Here is a 20123-nt window from a genome sequence, read left to right as displayed (position 1 = left end):
GGGGGATGAAACACATCAGGAGAGTAACATCTCCAAAGTATAAAATTTCTTTCATAAGAGAATCTAGAAATGAACATAACCAAATTATCGATACAGCGATCAACCCTTGTAGTGGTGGTGTTTACCGTCCTTACCCTGCTTGGTGTGGTCAGCTACCAATCGCTTAACTACGAACTGTTACCGAAGTTCAGCCCACCGGTGCTTACGATTAGTACCATTTACCCGGGTGCTTCGCCTAACGAAGTAGAGAACTCGGTAACAAAAGAAATTGAAGACGCATTATCGTCGCTGGAGAACGTGAAGGAGATGAAAAGTACTTCGCTGGAGAGCTTTTCTATCATAACCATTCAACTGAACCAAGGCACCGATGTAGACCTGAGCCTGCAGGATGCGCAGCGTAAGATCAACACCATTTTATCGAAGTTGCCTGACGATGCTAATTCACCAACGCTTAACAAATTCGACTTCGACGACCTGCCGATCATTAAGATGGGTGCTACGGCTAACTTGTCAGCGACAGAATTCTATGACCTGATCGATAAAAAAATCAAGCCGGAGCTATCGCGTGTACCAGGTATGGCTGCCATCAAAATTTTGGGTGGCCAGGAGCGGGAGATCAAAGTAAACATCGACGCAGATAAACTGGAAGCCAATAACCTGTCTATCCTGCAGGTGCAGCAGAAAATCCGCAACTCCAACCTGGACTTCCCTACGGGTAAGATCAAGCAGGAAAGTGGACAGACACAGATCCGACTGGCTGGTAAATTCAGCTCGCTGGACCAGTTGCGCAACCTGATCATCCGCGAAGATGATAAAGGTATAGTTCGCCTGGGAGATGTGGCTGAAGTGCAGGATACGCAGAAAGATGTGGAAGTGCTGACCCGTAACAACGGAAAAGCCTCTGTGGGTATCACAATTCAGAAGCAGTCTGATGCCAACGCCGTGGAAGTAAGCCGCCTGACCAAGGAAGCACTTGCCAAACTGGAGCAAACGTATGCAGAGCAGGGCCTGACTTTTAACATTGCCAGCGACTCTTCTGACTTTACCCTGGAGGCTGCCGACTCGGTAATGCATGACCTGGTAATCGCGGTTATACTGGTGGCGGTAGTGATGTTGCTGTTCCTGCACTCGCTGCGTAACGCGGTGATCGTAATGATCTCTATCCCAGCCTCATTGGTGGCCACCTTTATCGCCATGTACCTGTTTGGCTACTCACTTAACCTGATGTCGCTACTGGCGCTGTCGCTGGTGGTAGGTATTCTGGTGGATGACGCCATTGTAGTGATCGAGAATATTCACCGCCACATGGAGATGGGTAAGAAGCCTGCGCAGGCTGCCTATGATGGTATCCGCGAGATTATGGCAACAGTTACCTCCATTACATTGGTGATCGTGGTCGTGTTTATCCCGATTGCGCTTTCACAGGGTCTGGTATCAGATATCCTGCGCCAGTTTGCCGTGGTGGTAGCCGTAGCAACCATGATCTCGTTGTTCGTGGCCTTTACCCTGATCCCGCTGCTGGCTAGCCGTTTCTCACGCCTGGAGCACATCTCGGACAAGAATATTTTCGGACGATTTATACTTGGTTTCGAGCGCCTGCTGGACAGGATCATCGATGGCTTCACTGCTGCTTTGCAATGGGCCTTTAACCACAAGTTCATTACACTAGCTGTAACTATACTGATGCTGTTTGCTTCGTTTGCGCTAGTTCCTTTTGGCTTTATCGGTTCAGAATTTATACCTGCCGGTGACCGCGGTGAAGTAAGTTTACAGCTGGAACTGCCTAAGAATGCAACGGTAGAGCAGACAAACTTTGCCACCAGACAAGTAGAGCAATACCTGCAGTCTATCCCTGAGGTAGAGAAAGTATTTACCACCGTAGGTACTACTTCTTCGGCACAAGCCGGGCAGAACACGGCCTATAAAGCAGACGTTTCGGTATCGTTGGTAGACGTGAAGGAGCGTGATTTCAGCACAGAGCAGTTCAGCCGCCAAGCCAAGGCAGACATCGAAAGCAAACTGCCGAACGTGGAGGTAACGCCGGTTCCGGTGGGGCTGGTAGGTACTGCACAGGCTCCGATCCAGCTAATCATATCTGGTTCTAACCTGGATTCTGTGATGACTTTCGCACAGCAGGTGATGGCCATTACGGAGAGTGTGCAAGGTACTGCCGACGTGGATATGTCGGTAGAGGGCGGTAACCCTGAGATTGAAGTAGTAGTGGACCGTGATAAGATGGCAAACGTAGGCCTGTCGCTGGAGAACGTGGGTGCAAGTATGCAGCTAGCTTTTAGCGGTAACTCTGATGTTACCTTCCGCTCCGGCACCGAAGACTACGACATCAACATCCGCCTGGACGAGTTTGACCGCCGCAGCGTAACCGATATCGGTAACCTGTCATTCGTGAACAACAAAGGGCAGATCGTTCGCCTGGCGCAGTTCGCTGATATCAAGCAGTCTACTGGTCCGTCGCGGTTGGAGCGCTACAACCGTGTAACTTCCGTTAACGTGAACTCACAGGTAATAGGGCGTCCTTCTGGTTCGGTAGGTGCCGACATACAGGCAAAAATTGCTGAAGTGGACATGCCTGCCGGTGTAAGCATCGAGTTTGGCGGTAACCTGAAAAACCAGAGCGAAGGTTTCGGTACGCTGGGTATTGCCTTGCTGGCTTCCATTATCTTCGTGTACCTGATCATGGTGGCGCTTTACGACTCATACGTGTACCCGCTGGTGGTTCTGTTCTCAATCCCTCTGGCGATCATCGGTGCCTTGCTTGCCCTGGCGCTGGCTTCGCAGTCGCTGAGTATCTTCTCTATACTTGGTATCATCATGATGATCGGTCTGGTAGCGAAGAATGCGATTATGGTGGTTGACTTTACGAACAAGCTGAAAGATGAAGGCGTGGAAGTGAAAGAGGCGCTGATTGAAGCCGTTCGTATCCGTTTCCGCCCGATCCTGATGACGACGCTGGCCATGGTGATTGGTATGTTGCCGATTGCATTGGCAGGTGGTTCAGTAGCGGCTACGAAGAACGGTCTGGCATGGGCCCTGATCGGTGGTCTGAGCTCATCCATGTTCCTTACCCTGATTGTAGTGCCGATCATTTACTACGGCTTCGATAGGATTCTGGCAAAGTTCGGTATGGACAAGAAGACTGTGATTGAGTTGGAAGAGAAGACGCTGGAAGAGCTGGAGCACGAGACTGCCCTGCTGGAAGAGTCTAAGATGAGCCATGCACATGCATAGTAATTATTTGTGTGTCCGGGTGTAGGAGGCACCTGAACAAGCCAATTACACCCGGATGCACAATTACAGTAATTTAAACTTTTGTTATGAATACCTTAACATCACAGACAATTTTTAAAGAAGTCATAAACGTTATTACCTCAATAAAAAAAGTAACGGCTCAGCAACTGATAAAGGTTAACGACCTGACTGAGCTTGGTTTTGATATCCTGGATGTGGTTGAGATCATACTTAAACTCGAAAAGAAGTTTGATCTTGTGATACCTGATGATGTGCCCGTTTATTCTGTTGATGATTTTGTTGACTTTATTTATACCTATAAGCTCTATAACAAAGCTGGTTAAGTATAAAAGAGGAGTTCCTGAAAATAGGCTCCTCTTTTTGATTTAATATAATATATTGGCTAAACCGGGTATAATTACCTTTATCTCTTCTAAGCCAAGGCGGGTAATTACACAGGTGTAAACATCCCCCTACCCCCTTCTTTTTCGAGGGCCCCTACCCCCAAGGGGGACTTTCCGCCTTTTTTAAATTGAAGTATAAGCTTCGTAGTACAGCCATCAAACGGAAAGGTCACGACCCAATGCCGTCAACTTAAGGGTTTTGTAATGCTGGTTCGGACATCCTTGTCCGGATCTTTTTCTGCTGCGGACTTCCTAGTCCGCGCATTACATGTAATATGAGGATTAGGAAATCCCCGGCAGAAAGCTTCCGGACTAAGAAGTCCGAAAGAGCTGTTTCCTAAGTTGACGGCATCGGGTCGCGATCTATCCCTACGAAGGTGTAAACACACCCCTACCCCCAGAGGGAAATCTCGCATTACCGGGTCAAACCACCCCAACCACCGCCTTGAGGGTACCACAGCAAACTATGAAATAATTGGCTAGTAAAACTGAGGAAGAAAGCCAGTTAAAAAGACCAGTGTAAAGTATAATCAAACATTCAACCCAGCACACAACTTCACATAAAACCATACTTATCCCCTCCCCTACGTATACCCCATAAAAAACAAACTTATGCTGTACAATCAGAACAACTACATTTTAAAAACAGTGGGGCTTGGTGCTGTTGCCGGAATGCGGGCCATGTCGGCGCCTGCCTTGTTAAGTGACGAGCTAAGCAAAATGCCAACTAATGCCTTGGCTGCCAGTCCACTTCATTTTTTACAGTCCGATTCTGTGGCTACCGGGTTAAAGATAATGGCTGCAACAGAACTGCTCGGCGATAAACTGCCTAAAGTTCCAGACCGGATCAACCCGCCTTCTCTAATCATCAGGGCGCTCTCTGGGGCTGTAGTAGGCGCTACTCTGTTCACGGCTAATAAGGATAAAACGGTGAAAGGCGCTTTGGTTGGCGCTGCCGCTGCCATAGCCGGCACCTTTGGCAGCTTCTATCTTCGCAAAGCCATCCGGAAGTTCACAAACTTACCCGACTCTTTCAGTGGTTCCCTCGAGGATGCCATTATGCTGAGCAGCGGGCTTGCCATCACGAAGTCTTAAAACGACTGAGGGCCGCAAAATTGCGGCCCTCAGTCGTTTTAAGTAAGTATAAAGTATACTTTACGGTCTTGACAACTGCTTCAGGTGCGAAACATGAGACACCACCGCCATGCGCATGCCAGGTATGTTATGATAAGGAATACCAAAATCGGCACACGCCTGAGCCACTATTTTACTTAAGGCCGGATAATGCACATGCGAAATTTTAGGGAACAGATGGTGCTCCACCTGAAAGTTTAGCCCTCCAGAAAACCAAGTCACCAGTTTGTTGTTCGTTGCAAAGTTCGTGGTAGTCTTCAATTGATGGATGGCCCACTCATCTTCCATCCTGTTTGTAGTAGCCTCAGCTACCGGAAACTGTGTTTCACGGACTGTGTGCGCCAGTTGAAACACAATGCTCATCACAAAACCGGTCACGAGTCCATATACCAGGAACCCTAAAACCCAAGGCAAAAAGCCAACAGTATAAACAGGCAGAACAGCAAAGAAAACTAAATGCAGCGCCTTATATCCCCAAAACTCGATATGGTCGGATGCTTTCATTTTCTTTAAAGGCATCGATCCGATTCTTTTTGTAAAGTACTTCTGATAGTCAGAGAAGAACACCCAGAAAAAGAAAAGCATGGAGTATGCCGCCCAAAAATAAAAATGCTGAAAGCGATGTATCTTAAGCCGCTTCTGAGACTCGCAAAGCCTTAACAAAGGGCCTGCATCCAGGTCATCGTCTATTCCGTCTATATTGGTGTAGGCATGGTGAATAACGTTGTGCTTTGAATTCCACATAAACTCGTTTGCACCAAGCACATTCAGGAAAAGGCCCGCCATCTCGTTCACCTTTTTCACTTTACTGAAACTGCCATGAGAACCATCGTGCGAGATATTAAACCCTATGCCCGCTGTGATAACTCCAAGCACAGCACATTCTAAAAGTGCCAGCAAAGCACTCTGCGGCGTAAAGAAAACAAGATGGATATAAAGCAGCAACAGGCCCAGGGTAAGTATAATCGCTTTGGTGTAAAGCTTGTAATTACCGGTGGGTTCTATACCTTCCTCCTGGAAGTATTCATGTATTCTTCGCTTTAATTCAGCGTGAAAAGAGTCTTTCTGGGACTGAAACTTAGGTGCAGCCATAAATTATTAATGTTGTTAAATTCAGGCTGGATAATAATTTCCGACCCAAAATGGGTGTAAAGGTATGTTAAATTTCGGGAGATTTTGAAGCAATAATTACTGACATATATCATTACTTACTAATCTCCTGAAAGCCAACAATACTTTTTTATTATTAATTGCATCTCCCGAAAACAAATTGGCTTCCTTTGCAGATAAGGTAGCAATCGTGCTTAGAGCAATTTATACTTCAAGCACAAAGTATGGCTGCTCGTAGCCTTCTTTTATAAGTATAGGCTTAGACACATTAAAAACCTTTACACCTTTAGAGGTTTCTCCTTTCAGGGTGCCAATGTGGGCGTGCCCGTGGAAAGCCGCCACCACATCGCGCCTGTTTATAGGCTCTGCCAGCCTGGAGGACCCCAGGAACGGGAAGATCTGCTCCGGCTCTCCTACCACGGTGGCCTTAATAGGGGCATAATGCAGCAGCACTACCTTCTTGATGTTTTCGTGCTCACTGTCTAAGCGGGCTAGCGCGCCATCCAGCTTAAGCGCTTCGTCTACTGCCTCCTGCACAAAACTTTTGATCATTGGTTCGCCAAACATACCCAGCATACCCTTGTCAAAGCCGCCTCCAAAACCTTTAACGCCTGCAAACCCTACTCCGTTAATAACCACACAATCGCCATCCAGCACATGCACGTTTTCCCTGATCAGGGTTTTCCGGATGCCTTTGTGGTGGTCGCGCTCATAGTCGTGGTTTCCCAGCACAGCTACTACCGGTATGGAGCAGGCTTTAAGTTCATGTGCCAGTACTTCGGCCTCGGCCACTCTGCCCGTATCGGTCAGGTCGCCGCAAAGCAGCAGCACATCAGCCTTCTCCGAAACATCTTTAAAAAAGTCCTCTAACTTGCCTGTGTCGTTTTCGCGAACATGTATATCCCCAACGGCTGCGATTTTAACTTTAGGTTCTTTGTTTTTCTGTGTTGCCATGTGTTACACTGATCTGATGGTTACCACCTTATATTCCCAATTGGTGATGTCGGTTGCATACTGTGTCTGGTCAATTAAAGGCCCTCTGCAAATTTTTTCAACCGGGGCCGGCATCTCATACTGCTCCTTTGCCCGTTCCAGCAGTTCATCGTAAAGCCATTTCGGAATCAGATCACGCTCAGATGGGTATACAAACATAAAAGACATGAACTGTTGCAGCACCAGCTGCCAATGAGTTTCCATGTGCATCCACAGCCACTTCCAGTCCAGTTTTTTACCGTACCGCAGAATAATGTGGTTAATGTCTGCCCCATCGTACCGCTCCCTGTTCTGCACATACAGCTTTGACCATATTAACGTTTCGGCCGGAATAACGCGCATTTTCATGTCCAACAGCTCACACTTCACTGATTTCTCGAACCAGGTATCGTCCACGGCGCAGTGGTTGCCGGGGTTGTTAAAGATGATGTCCATGAAGTTGGGTCCGCTGATTGCCTTTGCCAGCCAGCGGGCATCCGTTAGCTCTGTTTCAAAACCGTGTTCCTTAAATACCTTCAGTATCTTAGGGCAGTCGCCGGATCTGCAAAAGATATCCAGGTCCTTGGTGTCGCGCATGATGTCGGTATAAAGGCGCAGGGCGAAGCCCCCTCCCACCAAAAAATCTATTTTGCTTTGAGCAAGTATACCCAGGGCCTCACGATAGAAATCGTGCGCCTTCTGCTGATGTATGCCCTCTTGCAGTTCTATTATTTTTGACATAGTGTTTGTTCTCGTTTTAGCCTGAGCATTTGGTAGTGCCAGAACGTAAAGCAAAGCACTACTCCCGTGGTCTCAGGTAAGATAGATGTACTTGAGTAGGATTTGGTTTGTTGTACTATGGTGTCACTATACCTGAAACTCGTTGGTTTTGCGCAACTATTAGTTTGCTTAGTGCAATACTGTATAACCCAGCCTTGGTGTCGGTAAATGCTACTTAACTTAAAATTGCGAGCTTCTTTATTTAAAAACTGGATTTACGCACCCCTAAGCCCTCCGAGGCTACTATTAGGGAACAAACTTACACTCGCTGCTATTCCTGCCGCGAGTTTTCAACTCATGGCTTATTAGATGGCAAGCTTTCAGCTTGCGAAGAAATACACAAGTATAAAAAAAGCGACTCACGCAAGCTGAAAGCTTGCCTCATGGACAACCACGAGTTGAAAACTCGCGGTAGAAGGTGCATTTTTATACTTGTGTTCTAAGCGTATCCTCGGAGGGGTTGAACTTTGATCATGCATTTGATTCCCCTCTTGAGAGGGGTTAGGGGTGTGTTGCATATACCAGAAATCAAACTGTTTTTGTATCGCGCAACTTCAATTACTTAATAGTCCATTACATAGAAAGGCACATTTGCCGTTGCCAGGTTGCCTTTGCCATCCCTTACATAAACGTAAAGGCGGTAGGCCCCTTCCTTCTTAGGGGTAGTAAGTATGAGCTTGTCGTTTGCTATGTTAGACAGCAGCCCCGGTATGGGTGGTGGGGTCACTTCGTTGCCGGTGTTTCCGTCTTCGCTGTTTACTTCAGGCAAAACTTCCCAGTGTAGTTGCAGTGAATCCTTGTCGGGATCAAAAGTATAAACTGCGCCAAGGTAGGTTTGCTTTGGCCTGAGGTATATCTGGTCGAAGGCGAACTGATGGTTCAATTTAAGGTAGGCGATATAGGGTGCTCCGTTATCTGCCTTGTTTCCGCTCCAGAGTTCGCGCATTACCTGCACCATTTCGGTTTCTTCGCCCTGTTTGTTTATCATGCTAAACCAGGTCGGGGTGGTTTCCTGTTTCTCGCCCCACAAAAACACATAAGAGCCCAGGCAGCGGCTGGTGTCCTTCTGGATTATGTCTTTGTAAAACTTCCTGGTAAATTCTGCTTTCTCAGAGCTTGTTTGCTCGATGGGTGCCATCCACCAGGTAAGGTATGCTTCCCAGTAGCCTCTGCCGCCAAACTCCGATACAACGTAAGGGCCTTTCCAGTCAGTCTGCTCCAGATCATCCTTCAGGGCATGCATGCCGGCAAACGAGTTTATGGAAAGTACGTCCAGTGCAGGGCAACGGTCTACAATCAGGTTTATCACTTTTACAGGCACGTTCATTACAGTGGTGGTGGTTGGGTGGTCAGGGTCAACTTCATGTATCATCTCGGCTATACCGTTCACGGCATCCCATACTTTTACATTGGAACCCTCGGCATAAAGCTCATTGCCCACACCCCACATCAGCAATGCCGGATGATCCTTATACTTTAAAACAACCCGTCTCATCTCATCCAGTTGCTGCTGCACCAGTTCCTTGTCGTAATAGTTAAAACCCTCCCGTTCACGTTGCATCCAAAGGCCTAGGGTAACGGTCAGTCCGTTCCGGTGTGCCTCGTCCAGTACTTCCTGCGCATTGTCGGTGTGCCATACACGCACGGAGTTGCCCCCATAAGCCGACAGTTTATCATAGTGGTCGTAGCCGGCTGCGCCTTTAATATAGTAGGGCTCTCCGTTGCGATATAGTGTAAACCTGCCGTCCTGTTCCCGCACCACCTCTACTTTTCTGTTACTCGCAACATACTTGTCTTGGGAGGTGGGTTTTGAGGTGCAGCTGTTCAAAAACTGGAGGGAGCAAACTGCCAAAGAGAGTATAAAAGTGTAAAAACAAAGCCTCAAATATAACATAAGGATGATGTACTATAACTTAAATATGAATATAGTCTAATATGGATGTGGAAATCAACTTTTGATTTTTGGATAAGTATAGTTACGAGGATAGGGTACAGATGTTCACGAATCCGGAAGACGAAGATGTGATGTTAGGCCCGTGCAGTTTCTGCGATTAAACTAATTACTACTCCTTTTAGTAAACCCTAATATGATGTTTTCTACTAACCCAGAGCATCAGAAACTTCAGCTTACAAAGCCTGACGTAGACCATGAACCTAAACCGAAAGATGTTCAGGCCATCCGGCTTATGATCATCCTTGGCCTTATTACAATGGGCTTGTTCCTTTACTGGTTCCTGGATAAAGATCATATTGGCTATGGTCCGCTTTTCTGGCTCCTTACCACCGTTTTGGGTTTTAAGCTGCTGCGCACGCTGCACGAATGGTACCATTACTTTAGCGTAAGTGCTCCTATAAAACCCAATCTCAAGTCTAAGTATAAAGTAGATATACTTACTACGGCCTGCCCCGGCGAGCCGCACGAGATGATCGTAAACACACTGGAGGCCATACAGCAGATCCATTACCCGCACACGGCTTACCTCTGCGATGAGGGCAACGACCCTTATCTGAAGTCGGTTTGTGAAAGGTTAGGCGTAAAACACGTAACCCGCACACAAAAGATTGACGCCAAAGCCGGTAACATAAATAATGCCCTGAAACAGGCCACCGGTGATATTTGCCTTATACTTGACCCGGACCACGTGCCAAAGCCTGAGTTTCTGGATGAGGTATTGCCATACTTTGAGGACCCTGACGTTGGGTTTGTACAGGTGGTGCAGGCCTACAGCAATCAGAAAGAAAGCCTGATCGCCTATGGCGCCGCCGAGCAGACCTACAACTTCTATGGGCCTCTGATGATGGGCATGAACAGCTACGGCACCGTGCAGGCCATCGGGGCAAACTGCACCTTCCGGAGAAGTGCCCTGGACAGTATAGGCGGCCATGCCGCTGGCCTTTCTGAAGATATGCACACGGCCATGCAACTGCATGCCAAGGGCTGGAAATCGGTGTACGTGCCCAAAATACTTACCCGTGGACTTGTGCCGGCCACACTTTCAGCATACTATAAGCAGCAGATAAAGTGGGCACGCGGTACCTTCGAGTTGCTTTTTGAAGTATATCCCAAGCTCTTCTCCAAATTTACCTGGCAACAGAAGATCCATTATTTCACACTGCCTTTATACTACCTGTTCGGGGTATTCAACTTTTTTGACTTCATCATACCGGTGCTGGCGCTTATACTTGCCGAATTTCCGTGGTATGTATCGTTGGGTGAGTTCATAGTCATGTTCATGCCATTTCTGTGCATTTCGATCTGTATCAGGCAATTTGCGCAGCGCTGGTACCACGAGAAGAATGAGAAGGGCTTTCACCTGTTTGGCGGCATTCTGCGCACCGGCACTTGGTGGGTGTTTGGCCTGGGCCTGGTCTATGCGATACTCCGTATTAAGGTGCCATACATACCCACACCCAAAGACGACAAGCCCAAAAACAACTTTATACTTAGTCTGCCCAATATACTGATATGCCTGCTAAGTATAGGCGCCATCGTGTATAGTCAGCATAAGTATGGGCATGTGTATAATAACCCCTATGTGCAGATGATGTCTTTGTTTGCCCTTACCAACGTGGCCATTGTGGGTGCGATTGTTGTGATCGGGCAGGAACGGTTTATGATGTGGGTGCGGCGCAACATCCTGCATGCCTCTTTGCTGGAGCCGGTGTTTATGCCACTCAGGTTGATGGTGCACCGCACGCGCCATGGCTTTTACGATGGTATCCGGTATACTGCCTACGTACTGGTTGTGGCAGCCGCGCTTATTTCAGCGGGTTATACCCTGGGCCGTAGCCAATTAAGCTCTTACCTGCAGCCTACAGTAGTTAAGGCAGACCCTATGCGCCCCAAGCCAAGTTCACTGTCAGCTTTTTTCCATTCTCAAAAACTGAAGCAAAACAAGCAGGATTAAACATTTTGCTTAACCCCTCCCCGTCTCTTTCGTTTACAAGAAAGTAAAATCAAGTTTACAACTAATAAAAACGAAAGCTATGAACACGAATCAGCCAGAACATTTTGGTAGACAAGAAAATTTTGAAACACGGCGCTCTGACCGTTATCGCCACCCGGAACGTGATTCTAACGTCCGCTTCGACGATTACGGCGCTTCGGCCAGGGGTGGCTATGGCAACGAAAGCTACAGTGGCACCTGGGGCAACCAGGGCAACGAAATGGGTGGCTCCAGAAATGTGAGCGGCCAAGGCGACTCTTACAGTACATCACGCAATTTTGGCAACATGGGCAGCTATGGCGGTGCACAGGGCTATGGCAGCAGCCGTGGCGGGTATTCGTCGCAGCGCGAAGGCAGCTCCGGCTCGCTTTACCATTATGAAAGCGGCAGAGGCTCCAGCCAGAGTCCTTCCTCCGAACGCCGCTCATTTGGCTATAGCAGTGATTACGATAGCCATGGCACCGGATACCGTCACGACGACACGCCACGGGACCTTTACGGATCAGATGTTTCCAGAAGATTCCAGGGTTCTGACCAGAGCCGCTACGACTTTGACCGAGATCGAGACCGAGACCGAGATCGAGATCGAGACCGAGACCGCGACCGAAACCGTGGGCAGCGTGGTGTGAGCGACAGCAGTAACTATTGGGATCGTGATAACTTCAGTTCTCAAAACTACGGAGGCTCAGAGGGCAATTACATGGGCAGTGGTTATAGCCGCAGCTCAAGAGGCTCAAGCCAGGGCGACTACGGCTCTTCGGGATTTTACGGAAGTGGCAGCTCAGAGAGATCAGGCAGCTCTTTAGACAGAGGCTACAGCAGCCGTGAGCGTCACGACCCATATGCACGGGATATAGAGAATACACGCATTCACCACCCGGACAGCGACTACGACTATGATCCGAACCACGCCTTTGATACCCGCAGAAAACCAGATTTCCTGGGCAGCCACAACCGCCGCAGAACCTGGGACAGAGACGTAGACCGCGACAGAGATTTTGATAGATTTTAACTGTAACTAGTATAGCAACTAAAAAGGGCAGCCGTTTGGCTGCCCTTTTTAGTTATTCGGTTTTGGTTGTATACAAAAGCTCTTCAACTCACGCATGCTGCCGTAGAATATGTTGCAGTCCACATTTCCTTTTATACCTTCGATAACTCCCCTGTCAGTATGCTGCCAGAACGAAAGCAGTGTCCGGTCGTTTCGTTGCAGGGACAGCTCTTTTACATTGTAGTGTGCGATCCAGAGCGGGTACTCATCAAAGTAGCCTTCCAGGTAGTCTTTGTAAAAACTATAACCGGTATAGATTATGGGCTTAACCCCATAGGCACGTTCTACTTTTACCAACCACTCTTTCAGGTCGCCCCGGAAATAGTTTAACGGCATCTTACCTCTTACTTCCACATCCAGCACCGGAGGCATATCACCTGGGCCGAGCGTAACAGAGCCGATGAAGTTTTTGGCCTGCAGGTCTGGCGTAACATACGGCAGGTAAAAATGATACGCACCCCTGATGATGCCCGCCTTGCCGGTGTTTTCCCAGTTTCTTTCGAAGAAGCCATCTTTTAGCTTCTCCCCTTCAGTGGCTTTGATAAAGGCAAAAGACACATCGTTGGCTTTCACTTTTTCCCAGTCCACTTTATGCTGGTACCGCGACACATCCACTCCCAGCAAGGTATTGCCCATCGGGCTGTGGCCTTCGGGCCAGGCAGGCTGTTTTCTGCCAGCAAAAAACTCCACATAGATAACCAGCACCGCAATAAATGCCAGTACTGCCACCCCAATCCAGAATGGCTTAGAGGACTTTGACTGTTTTTTCTTAGCCCTGGGCTTTCGAGGCTTTTTGGATGCGGGGCGCTTAGGGCTGTCTTTATACTTTGGCGCAGCATTTTTTATCTTTTTGATAGTTGCCAGTGCCAGTTCTTCTTCTTTGGTGGCCTTAAAATCATCCGGCCACAAATCCATCTGCTTTGCCATAGCTACACGTGCTGCTGTACAACCCCTGACATATGTTCCAGATATTCCCCGTCAGTTGTCAGATATCCCTTCATCAGGTCGGCAGTAAGACAGGAGTGCACCGGCAATACTTCCATCAGATCGCCGATTTTATACTTCTCAAACAGCTCTGGTGAAGCCTGCACAATGCCATGCTCCTGGCTCAGCGATACCAATTCTATACCTTCCAGCGGTTCGGACCAGCCGTTGTCGGTTAAGGTTACAATGCGGCCAAAGCTTGCGGAGCCGTCCTCTTGCAGTAACAGATCTTTAGAGAAGTGTACACTGCCTCCGTAAAGTATGATCTCATTCCTGTCGGGATGTTTGGCTACCACCGGGCAAGCTACACACACGGCGATATCCTCGTAAGCGCATGCCCCGATGCGTTGCTGCGTTAGGTCATAAAATACAAAGTTGCCAGGCCTTATCTCATCCACCCCACTCAGATCATCCAGAATACTGCACGAGGGTGTATCGCCTAAGGACAGCTTAAGCTCCGGAAATTTTTGTTTATACCTGTCGCGGAGCAGGTGCAGTAAGTATACCGATGTATTATGGATTGTCTGGATGGCGTCTTTGTCGGTTTGTTTGTAGGTATGCCCGTCGTGCGCCAGAAATCCTTCAAAAGCTAACTGTTTGCTATCTCTTATAGTTTGTAAGATGTTATCGAACTCATGGTGTGCATGCGGCAACACACCAGTGCGCCGGTAACCGGTATCCACCTTTATCCAGACACGAACCGGATGTTTCACCTGTTTTGCCAGTGCCTCTACCGTTTCAAGGTTCACCACCACCAGGTGCAGGTTAATTTTACCGGAGAGCTCATTTATACTTTCCATTTCCAGAATGTTAGCCGGAAAAGCCACCAGTATGTCCTGCCAGCCATGGTCGGCAAAATAATGGGCCATCCTGACAGAGGAAACAGTGATGGCATCCACGCCAAAATCGCGGAACCACTCCCCCACCTGCGCCGACTGGTGCGTTTTAAAATGTGGGCGCAGGCGAACACCGCTGTTTCTGGCTTTCTCCACCATCCTCTGGATGTTGTTCAGGGCCTTCTTCTTGTCCAGTAGTAGCGTAGGTGTTGTTATTTTCATTTTTCTAAAGGCAATTTCTTTTAGAGTGCTGTGAAGGTACTAATCTTTAGGCAAATGCCCTTAGCCGGAAACAGACTTTGCATGATAAAATGAGTTTGCATTCCGGAAGGTAACGGCCGCTTAATTGAACATTTCATCATACCTTTGCAGAAACCGCCACCCATACTTTATGAGTTATCTATACCTTAAGGCACTGCACATAATTTTTGTAGTAACCTGGTTTGCAGGTCTGTTTTACATTGTTCGCTTGTTTATATACTTTACAGAGGCCTCTGAAAAAAATGAGCCGGAGCGTGGTATCCTGCAAAAACAGTTCGCCATCATGCAGAAGCGTCTGTGGTATGGCATTACCTGGCCTTCGGCCATACTTACCCTTATTTTCGGGACAAGCATTGTTATTTCACTGCAACTCTATGACCCATTTCCGGGGTGGCTGCTCTGGAAACTGGCCTTTGTTGCCGGGCTGTATGTATACCATTTTCTTTGTCACAGTATCTTCAGGCAACAGCAGCAGGGTGTGTTAAAGTATACTTCTACGCAGCTTCGTATCTGGAACGAGGTAGCCACGCTTTTCCTTATCAGTATTGTGTTTTTAGTGGTGCTGAAGAATGCGCTAAGTATGGTTTGGGGCATTGTAGGGTTGATCCTTTTTTCGGTTATGCTTATGCTGGCGATCAGGGTTTATAAGAGGGTTAGAGAGAAGTAGAGAGGTACTATTCTTTCAAACTGGATTTAATCCTCAGTCTTACTTGCCTATTGTTCCATATCAGGCTTGGTACGCTCAAGGCCGCGAGGCCTCGCCTTTTCGCATCGCGCTGCACCGTCTTCCTGCCGGGGGTAGGGGCCCTCTTTATCGTGCCTCGGGCTGCCTCACTCCGTTCGTCACCGGAACCCGCTAAGGCGCTCAACGCAAAGGCTGGGGTTGACACTTCTTAGCTGGCGGCTATTGAAAATGGAGAGGAAATTTAAATAGGTAATGGCAGAAATTCCCCTCTGGGGGTAGGGGCCCTCTTTTAAAGAGAGGGGTGCAGGGTTGTGTTTCCACCTTCGTAGGGACAGGTCGCGACCTGTCCGATGCGTGGCCAAGACTATTATTCTATAAAGCGGCTAAAGTAATAGCAAAAACTCCCGTCCTTGGCTTTAAAGGGGGCCCCTTAATCCCCAGAATGGGCAGGGTGGTTGGACCCGGTGCTGCAAATAAACTTCCAGCAAAAGTTGATGCCCCCAAACTTATTTATGGTAGAACTTATGGTATATTCAAAGGCTGCATAAAAAGTATAACCGGATACAAACACAAGCCCTCCTACTCCCTTCCGCTTTAATTTCTTATATTTGTACAAAGCACAAACACATGAACAATATAGCACTAAAGGCAAACGAAAGGGAGTTAATTAAATTGATTCGCTTTTTTAGCAAGCGCGCTACATTACTAATGCAGACGGGAGAGTTGAGCCATGAACACGAACAGCTTACCGCCGCCTGCCAGAACCTGGAAACCCAGCTTTACAAGCACGCCGAAAACCGTGCGGCCATTCTGGACAAGCGTGACCGCCTGGAAAAGGTTATTGAAGACAATGCACACTGCCCTAAATGTGGCAAAGCCGATATGCTGAAGAAAAATGGCGTAGCCACAAACGAGCATGGCTGGAAATGCAATACCTACCGTTGCCGCCGCTGCAACACCACGTTTACCTGGAACAAGCCCAACAACCCCTGGCACATGGCCGAGTTTCTGGAACTATACATTCAGGAACTGGAGCAAAGCCTGCTTACCCAACCAAACGAAGAACTAAGGCAACATACTGAGGCTGCCATTCCGCAACTTCAGGACAGCCTTTATAAACTGCGCCCCGTGCTGCAAACCTCCGACGAAGAAGTAGAGGCATTGGCAACTAAGGAAAAGGAAATGGACCGCATGATTCACCAGTTCAAAAACTACCTGATGATCGAGAAGATCAAAATGGACACCTATGAAGAGCCGGAGGAGTAGTTTTGGCTATTAGTTGTTAGTTATTGGTTGTTGGAATATTCGTTACTCGTTATTCGTTGACGGTTGTTCGTTTCTGAGGCTTCTACAAATATTATTAGGATTAACGTGCCCTAAATGAAATTGTGAAACATTCATTTCACCCTGAACAATAGAGAAGCTGTTTAGGGTTTTGGCTAAAAGAAATCAAACCCGCCATTGTTGGTGTTTTTCACCAACAATTTAAGGCACTGGCTATTATACTTGCTGGTGAGAACACGCAGCAAGGGCAGGCAATATGAATTTTAATAAACACGAAACAGGCTCAGAGTTTAATTTTGGCACCCAAAATCCAACAACCAATAACGACCAACGAATAACGAATTTAAATTCCTTGTACCAACCAGTACCAGAAAGTCAGGGTTATAAAAGAAAGAGGGATTCCAAAGCCTATCATCATGTTAGCCAGTTTTGGCTTTAAACCGTAAGTCGCCGCTACGATACAGGCCGTGATCATAGGAGCCATGGCTGCCTCCACAATGGTTATCTGTATCACCTGTCCTCTTAAACCCATCAGGCCATAGTATAAAGTATAAATTAGCAAGGGCGCAAGTATAAGCTGGTAGGTAAGGCCTAAAAACAGGAAACGCCAATGCTTGCTCTGCCGTTCTATGCGCAACTGCAAACCCACCGATACCAGTGCCAGCGGCGTAACCGTGCTACCAAGCCGTTGGAAAGCCTCTTTTACATCTTCGGAGAAATGCAGGTTAAGCAGGTTTAACACGATTGCCAGCACAAACGAAAAGAATGGCGGAAAGGTCATGATCTTTTTTGCGATGGCCCTGGCATCCGCAGTACCCCTCGAAAATGCCGCAGCAACCGCGATCCCAACCGTGGAAAGTATAAAAAAGGACCCCGGCTGATCGATCAGGATGGCGGTTTTAAGACCTTCTGGGCCATAAAGCGCCTCAATAACCGGAAAGCCAATAAATGACGTATTACCTAGCCCTGCTGTTAGTATAAGGCAGCCAATTAATTTGCGGGACCAGCCAAAAACTTTGCCTAAAGTCCAGAAGAAAAGCGCCGAGCCGGCAAAGCAGATCCAGGCCACTCCCACCGGCAACAGCACATGGGAATCTAATTTAACCTCCGGTATAAAATACAGTGCCAGTGCCGGCAATGAGATATAAATGATAAACTGATTTAGAACCAGCGGCGTGCTCATCGGGAAACTGCTTACCCGCTGCAACAGCACACCAAGTATAAGGCACCCGAATAAAAGTATAAAACTGCTCATGAATAGTGGCCGCTACACAACAGCCTTTCGTGGTTGCCGCAAAGGTATGGGTTAATTAATGATTCCCGAATTCAGACTGGCAGATCAGCACATTTTATCAAGAAGCTCATCCCGGGCCTAAGTATAAACATGCGCCCTATTTAACATATTAGTCCAACCGACATCATGAATACCCAATCTATACTTAGTTGCTGATAACGATTCTCCGAACCACGCGCGTATCACCGGAACTGATACTCAGAAAGTATACACCTGCCGCCAGTTTACTTGTATCCAGTTGTAGTTTGTTTGCGGCCCCGGCCTTTATCTGCTTTGTCACATCCAGCACATTCGCGGACTGTGCATTGGTAAGTATAAACTGTACTTCACGTGCTTTTAAGTTACTTACACTGATGTTAAGTGATTTAGAGGCAGGCACCGGGTATACTTCCACTGCTTTATCCAGTGCTTCGCGTTCTGCTGATGTTACACTGCCAGTATAGGTCAGTTTGTAAATGGCGTGTGCAGCATCATCCGAAATAAAAAGACCTCCTTCTGCACCGATGGCAATATCTACCGGACGGCTGTAGGCTTCCGTCGAGTCTGAGTTCAGGAAACCTCCTACCAGGTCCAGTTGCTGGGCTGGTAAGCCATTTTGCCACGGAAAGTATACAATTTTATAGCCAGTAGCCTTGGATCTGTTCCAGGAGCCATGCAATGCCACCAGCACCCCATTGCGGTAGGCCTGTGGCATTTGTGTGTTCTGTGTAAAAAGTATACCAAGCGGTGCGGAGTGTGCATTAATCCCTTTGCTGATGCGGTCCATGGTATTACAGTTGATAGCACCATTCGGGTTTAGCTGCACATCATTTACAAATGGCATGTTATCCATCCCCTGCCGCTGGTCAGGGTTACAGTATGGCCAGCCATAGTTGCCACCGTCGCGCACCAGCGTAATGCCTTCCGGTGGGTTGTTGTCTACATAACTCTGCATAACCCTGCCATAATTGCCCGTGGCATCATTAAAAGGGTAAGCAATATTGTCGCGTTGGTTTAGAGTAACCCACAGGTTATCAGTGCCGGGCACAAAAGCCAGTCCCTCCGCATTACGGATTCCCTCGGCAAATAACCTGCCTCCGGTGCCATCGGCGTTGTATTGGTAAATGGCACCGCGCTTGGGATTACTCTGGGTATCTTCCGGACAGGCGTTGCAGGTAGATGCTATAGAAACATACAGTTTATGGTTGTTGTCCAGGGCTATGTTCTTGAGCACGTGGCCATACCGGCCTTGCAACTCCGGCATGCTGTCGTCCGGAAGGTTCGCCACCACAACCTGTTTGTTTTGCCCGCGCCTGTCGCCGTTGGTATAAGTATAGCGGATGATCTGGTTCTTTTCGGCGATGTACACGTACTGCGTGCTGCCAATCTGGTGAAATACTATATCGTGTGGGCGCTGTAAGCCGTCGGCATAATCAAAATCCTCTATGCCACCACCGGGCAGTTGCCGGATTACCTTGATCTTACCGTCCCAGGGCATTGACACGAACAAGTCGCCGTTTGGAGCAACAGCCATAAAACGCGCACCGCTTACCCGCGCGTATACTTCCAGTTTAAAGTCCGGGGGTATGGTGGCAAACCTGTCCACGGCAAACACACCTGTTCGCATGTTTTGCGGTACGTCTATTTTAACTGTAACGGAAGCTGGTCGGGGCGTGCTCTGTGCTTGCGCTGCAAAGGGAAACAGAAGTATGGCAGCAGCTAGTTTAAGTAAGGATCTCAAGGGCATAGTAAAAATGGTTATTCCTGAGTTCCTTTTAGTCGATTTTTAAAGAAAAGTTGCGCTGTGGATTACAAATTAGAAAGTAAACAGAAATGGATGAGTCAGCTGGTGATAATGTAACTAAGCGCACTTGGCCATTTTACTTAAAGATGGGAAAGTTTACCTCACCCCAGCCCTCTCCTTTTGTCGAGGGCCCCTACCCCCAAAACAGGAGAGGGAGCTCTTTCCTACTTTTTCAATTTCCACATTAATAGCTGCTGTCTTCTTACTTGTCATCCTGTTAAGGATCTTGTGGGAAGGGAGGTTAAGCTGGAGCTAAAAAGGCTATACTTTTACTAAAGTAGTGCTAGATTACCCGCTTTTGACAAGAGGGGCCAGGGGCATTGCTGTCAACTTAAGGATTTTGTAAATCTGC

15 protein-coding genes are annotated in these 20123 nt (G+C 47.9%); 7 read left to right on the top strand and 8 right to left on the bottom strand.

What is annotated here, in order from left to right:
• Positions 1-69: 69 nt before the first annotated feature.
• From AC4BAP_RS16070 to AC4BAP_RS16060, 3 genes are all read left to right on the top strand, one after another.
• The gene (locus AC4BAP_RS16070) at positions 70-3246 is read left to right on the top strand and encodes an efflux RND transporter permease subunit (protein ID WP_490583692.1); all 3177 of its coding nucleotides are present in this window, start codon (positions 70-72) and stop codon (positions 3244-3246) included.
• 86 nt (positions 3247-3332) lie between these two features.
• On the top strand, positions 3333-3590 hold the full coding sequence (locus AC4BAP_RS16065) for an acyl carrier protein (protein WP_490583691.1): 258 nt from the start codon (positions 3333-3335) through the stop codon (positions 3588-3590).
• A 672-nt stretch (positions 3591-4262) separates the two neighbouring features.
• Complete coding sequence (locus tag AC4BAP_RS16060; RefSeq protein WP_490583690.1) at positions 4263-4745, top strand: DUF4126 family protein; 483 nt, start codon at positions 4263-4265, stop codon at positions 4743-4745.
• Between the two features lie 60 nt (positions 4746-4805).
• Here AC4BAP_RS16060 and AC4BAP_RS16055 read toward each other — a convergent pair whose 3' ends face one another.
• The 4 genes from AC4BAP_RS16055 to AC4BAP_RS16040 all read right to left on the bottom strand — a co-directional run bounded on the left by AC4BAP_RS16055 (position 4806) and on the right by AC4BAP_RS16040 (position 9474).
• On the bottom strand, positions 4806-5876 hold the full coding sequence (locus tag AC4BAP_RS16055; RefSeq protein WP_490583689.1) for a fatty acid desaturase family protein: 1071 nt from the start codon (positions 5874-5876) through the stop codon (positions 4806-4808).
• Positions 5877-6098: 222 nt separating this feature from the next.
• Positions 6099-6848: a metallophosphoesterase family protein gene (locus AC4BAP_RS16050; RefSeq protein WP_490583688.1), complete on the bottom strand. Its 750-nt coding sequence runs from the start codon at positions 6846-6848 to the stop codon at positions 6099-6101.
• Positions 6849-6851: 3 nt separating this feature from the next.
• Entirely contained in the window at positions 6852-7607 is a 756-nt protein-coding gene (locus AC4BAP_RS16045) for a nucleotidyltransferase (RefSeq protein WP_490583687.1), read from the bottom strand.
• A 601-nt stretch (positions 7608-8208) separates the two neighbouring features.
• Positions 8209-9474 carry a glycoside hydrolase family 2 TIM barrel-domain containing protein gene (locus AC4BAP_RS16040; protein WP_490583686.1) on the bottom strand — a complete coding sequence of 422 codons (1266 nt, stop codon included), beginning with the start codon at positions 9472-9474 and terminating at the stop codon, positions 8209-8211.
• A 259-nt stretch (positions 9475-9733) separates the two neighbouring features.
• Between AC4BAP_RS16040 and AC4BAP_RS16035 the strand changes: the two genes are divergently transcribed.
• Together AC4BAP_RS16035 and AC4BAP_RS16030 are read left to right on the top strand one after the other, a co-directional pair.
• Entirely contained in the window at positions 9734-11554 is a 1821-nt protein-coding gene (locus tag AC4BAP_RS16035) for a glycosyltransferase family 2 protein (RefSeq protein ID WP_490583685.1), read from the top strand.
• 79 nt (positions 11555-11633) lie between these two features.
• Positions 11634-12605 (top strand): hypothetical protein, encoded by a 972-nt coding sequence (locus AC4BAP_RS16030; protein ID WP_490583684.1) that lies wholly within the window; start codon positions 11634-11636, stop codon positions 12603-12605.
• 48 nt (positions 12606-12653) lie between these two features.
• On the opposite strand, the gene AC4BAP_RS16025 is transcribed toward AC4BAP_RS16030, so the two are convergent.
• Together AC4BAP_RS16025 and AC4BAP_RS16020 are read right to left on the bottom strand one after the other, a co-directional pair.
• A complete protein-coding gene (locus tag AC4BAP_RS16025; protein WP_490583683.1) occupies positions 12654-13571 on the bottom strand; it encodes a glycoside hydrolase family 25 protein in 918 nt (305 codons plus the stop codon).
• 2 nt (positions 13572-13573) lie between these two features.
• Positions 13574-14686 carry an alanine racemase gene (locus tag AC4BAP_RS16020; RefSeq protein WP_490583682.1) on the bottom strand — a complete coding sequence of 371 codons (1113 nt, stop codon included), beginning with the start codon at positions 14684-14686 and terminating at the stop codon, positions 13574-13576.
• Positions 14687-14855: 169 nt separating this feature from the next.
• Between AC4BAP_RS16020 and AC4BAP_RS16015 the strand changes: the two genes are divergently transcribed.
• Complete coding sequence (locus AC4BAP_RS16015; RefSeq protein WP_490583681.1) at positions 14856-15392, top strand: CopD family protein; 537 nt, start codon at positions 14856-14858, stop codon at positions 15390-15392.
• A gap of 645 nt (positions 15393-16037) precedes the next feature.
• On the top strand, positions 16038-16676 hold the full coding sequence (locus AC4BAP_RS16010; RefSeq protein WP_490583680.1) for a hypothetical protein: 639 nt from the start codon (positions 16038-16040) through the stop codon (positions 16674-16676).
• Positions 16677-17037: 361 nt separating this feature from the next.
• Here AC4BAP_RS16010 and AC4BAP_RS16005 read toward each other — a convergent pair whose 3' ends face one another.
• Positions 17038-17949: an AEC family transporter gene (locus tag AC4BAP_RS16005; RefSeq protein WP_490583679.1), complete on the bottom strand. Its 912-nt coding sequence runs from the start codon at positions 17947-17949 to the stop codon at positions 17038-17040.
• A gap of 184 nt (positions 17950-18133) precedes the next feature.
• A complete protein-coding gene (locus AC4BAP_RS16000; protein ID WP_490583678.1) occupies positions 18134-19714 on the bottom strand; it encodes a T9SS type A sorting domain-containing protein in 1581 nt (526 codons plus the stop codon).
• Positions 19715-20123 lie beyond the last annotated feature (409 nt).

It is taken from the genome of Pontibacter sp. GD7, assembly GCF_058216375.1.
The sequence above is the reverse complement of the archived record's forward strand: the minus strand, read 5'-3'. Positions and strand labels throughout refer to the sequence as shown.

Bases quoted from the DNA above. Each gene is read 5' to 3' on its own strand.
- AC4BAP_RS16065 (WP_490583691.1), top strand. From the start codon at position 3,333: ATGAATACCTTAACATCACAGACAATTTTTAAAGAAGTCATAAACGTT.
- AC4BAP_RS16035 (WP_490583685.1), top strand. From the start codon at position 9,734: ATGATGTTTTCTACTAACCCAGAGCATCAGAAACTTCAGCTTACAAAG.
- AC4BAP_RS16055 (WP_490583689.1), bottom strand. From the start codon at position 5,876: ATGGCTGCACCTAAGTTTCAGTCCCAGAAAGACTCTTTTCACGCTGAA.
- AC4BAP_RS16025 (WP_490583683.1), bottom strand. From the start codon at position 13,571: ATGGCAAAGCAGATGGATTTGTGGCCGGATGATTTTAAGGCCACCAAA.
- AC4BAP_RS16005 (WP_490583679.1), bottom strand. From the start codon at position 17,949: ATGAGCAGTTTTATACTTTTATTCGGGTGCCTTATACTTGGTGTGCTG.
- AC4BAP_RS16070 (WP_490583692.1), top strand. From the start codon at position 70: ATGAACATAACCAAATTATCGATACAGCGATCAACCCTTGTAGTGGTG.
- AC4BAP_RS16060 (WP_490583690.1), top strand. From the start codon at position 4,263: ATGCTGTACAATCAGAACAACTACATTTTAAAAACAGTGGGGCTTGGT.
- AC4BAP_RS16045 (WP_490583687.1), bottom strand. From the start codon at position 7,607: ATGTCAAAAATAATAGAACTGCAAGAGGGCATACATCAGCAGAAGGCG.
- AC4BAP_RS16030 (WP_490583684.1), top strand. From the start codon at position 11,634: ATGAACACGAATCAGCCAGAACATTTTGGTAGACAAGAAAATTTTGAA.
- AC4BAP_RS16000 (WP_490583678.1), bottom strand. From the start codon at position 19,714: ATGCCCTTGAGATCCTTACTTAAACTAGCTGCTGCCATACTTCTGTTT.
- AC4BAP_RS16050 (WP_490583688.1), bottom strand. From the start codon at position 6,848: ATGGCAACACAGAAAAACAAAGAACCTAAAGTTAAAATCGCAGCCGTT.
- AC4BAP_RS16015 (WP_490583681.1), top strand. From the start codon at position 14,856: ATGAGTTATCTATACCTTAAGGCACTGCACATAATTTTTGTAGTAACC.
- AC4BAP_RS16010 (WP_490583680.1), top strand. From the start codon at position 16,038: ATGAACAATATAGCACTAAAGGCAAACGAAAGGGAGTTAATTAAATTG.
- AC4BAP_RS16020 (WP_490583682.1), bottom strand. From the start codon at position 14,686: ATGAAAATAACAACACCTACGCTACTACTGGACAAGAAGAAGGCCCTG.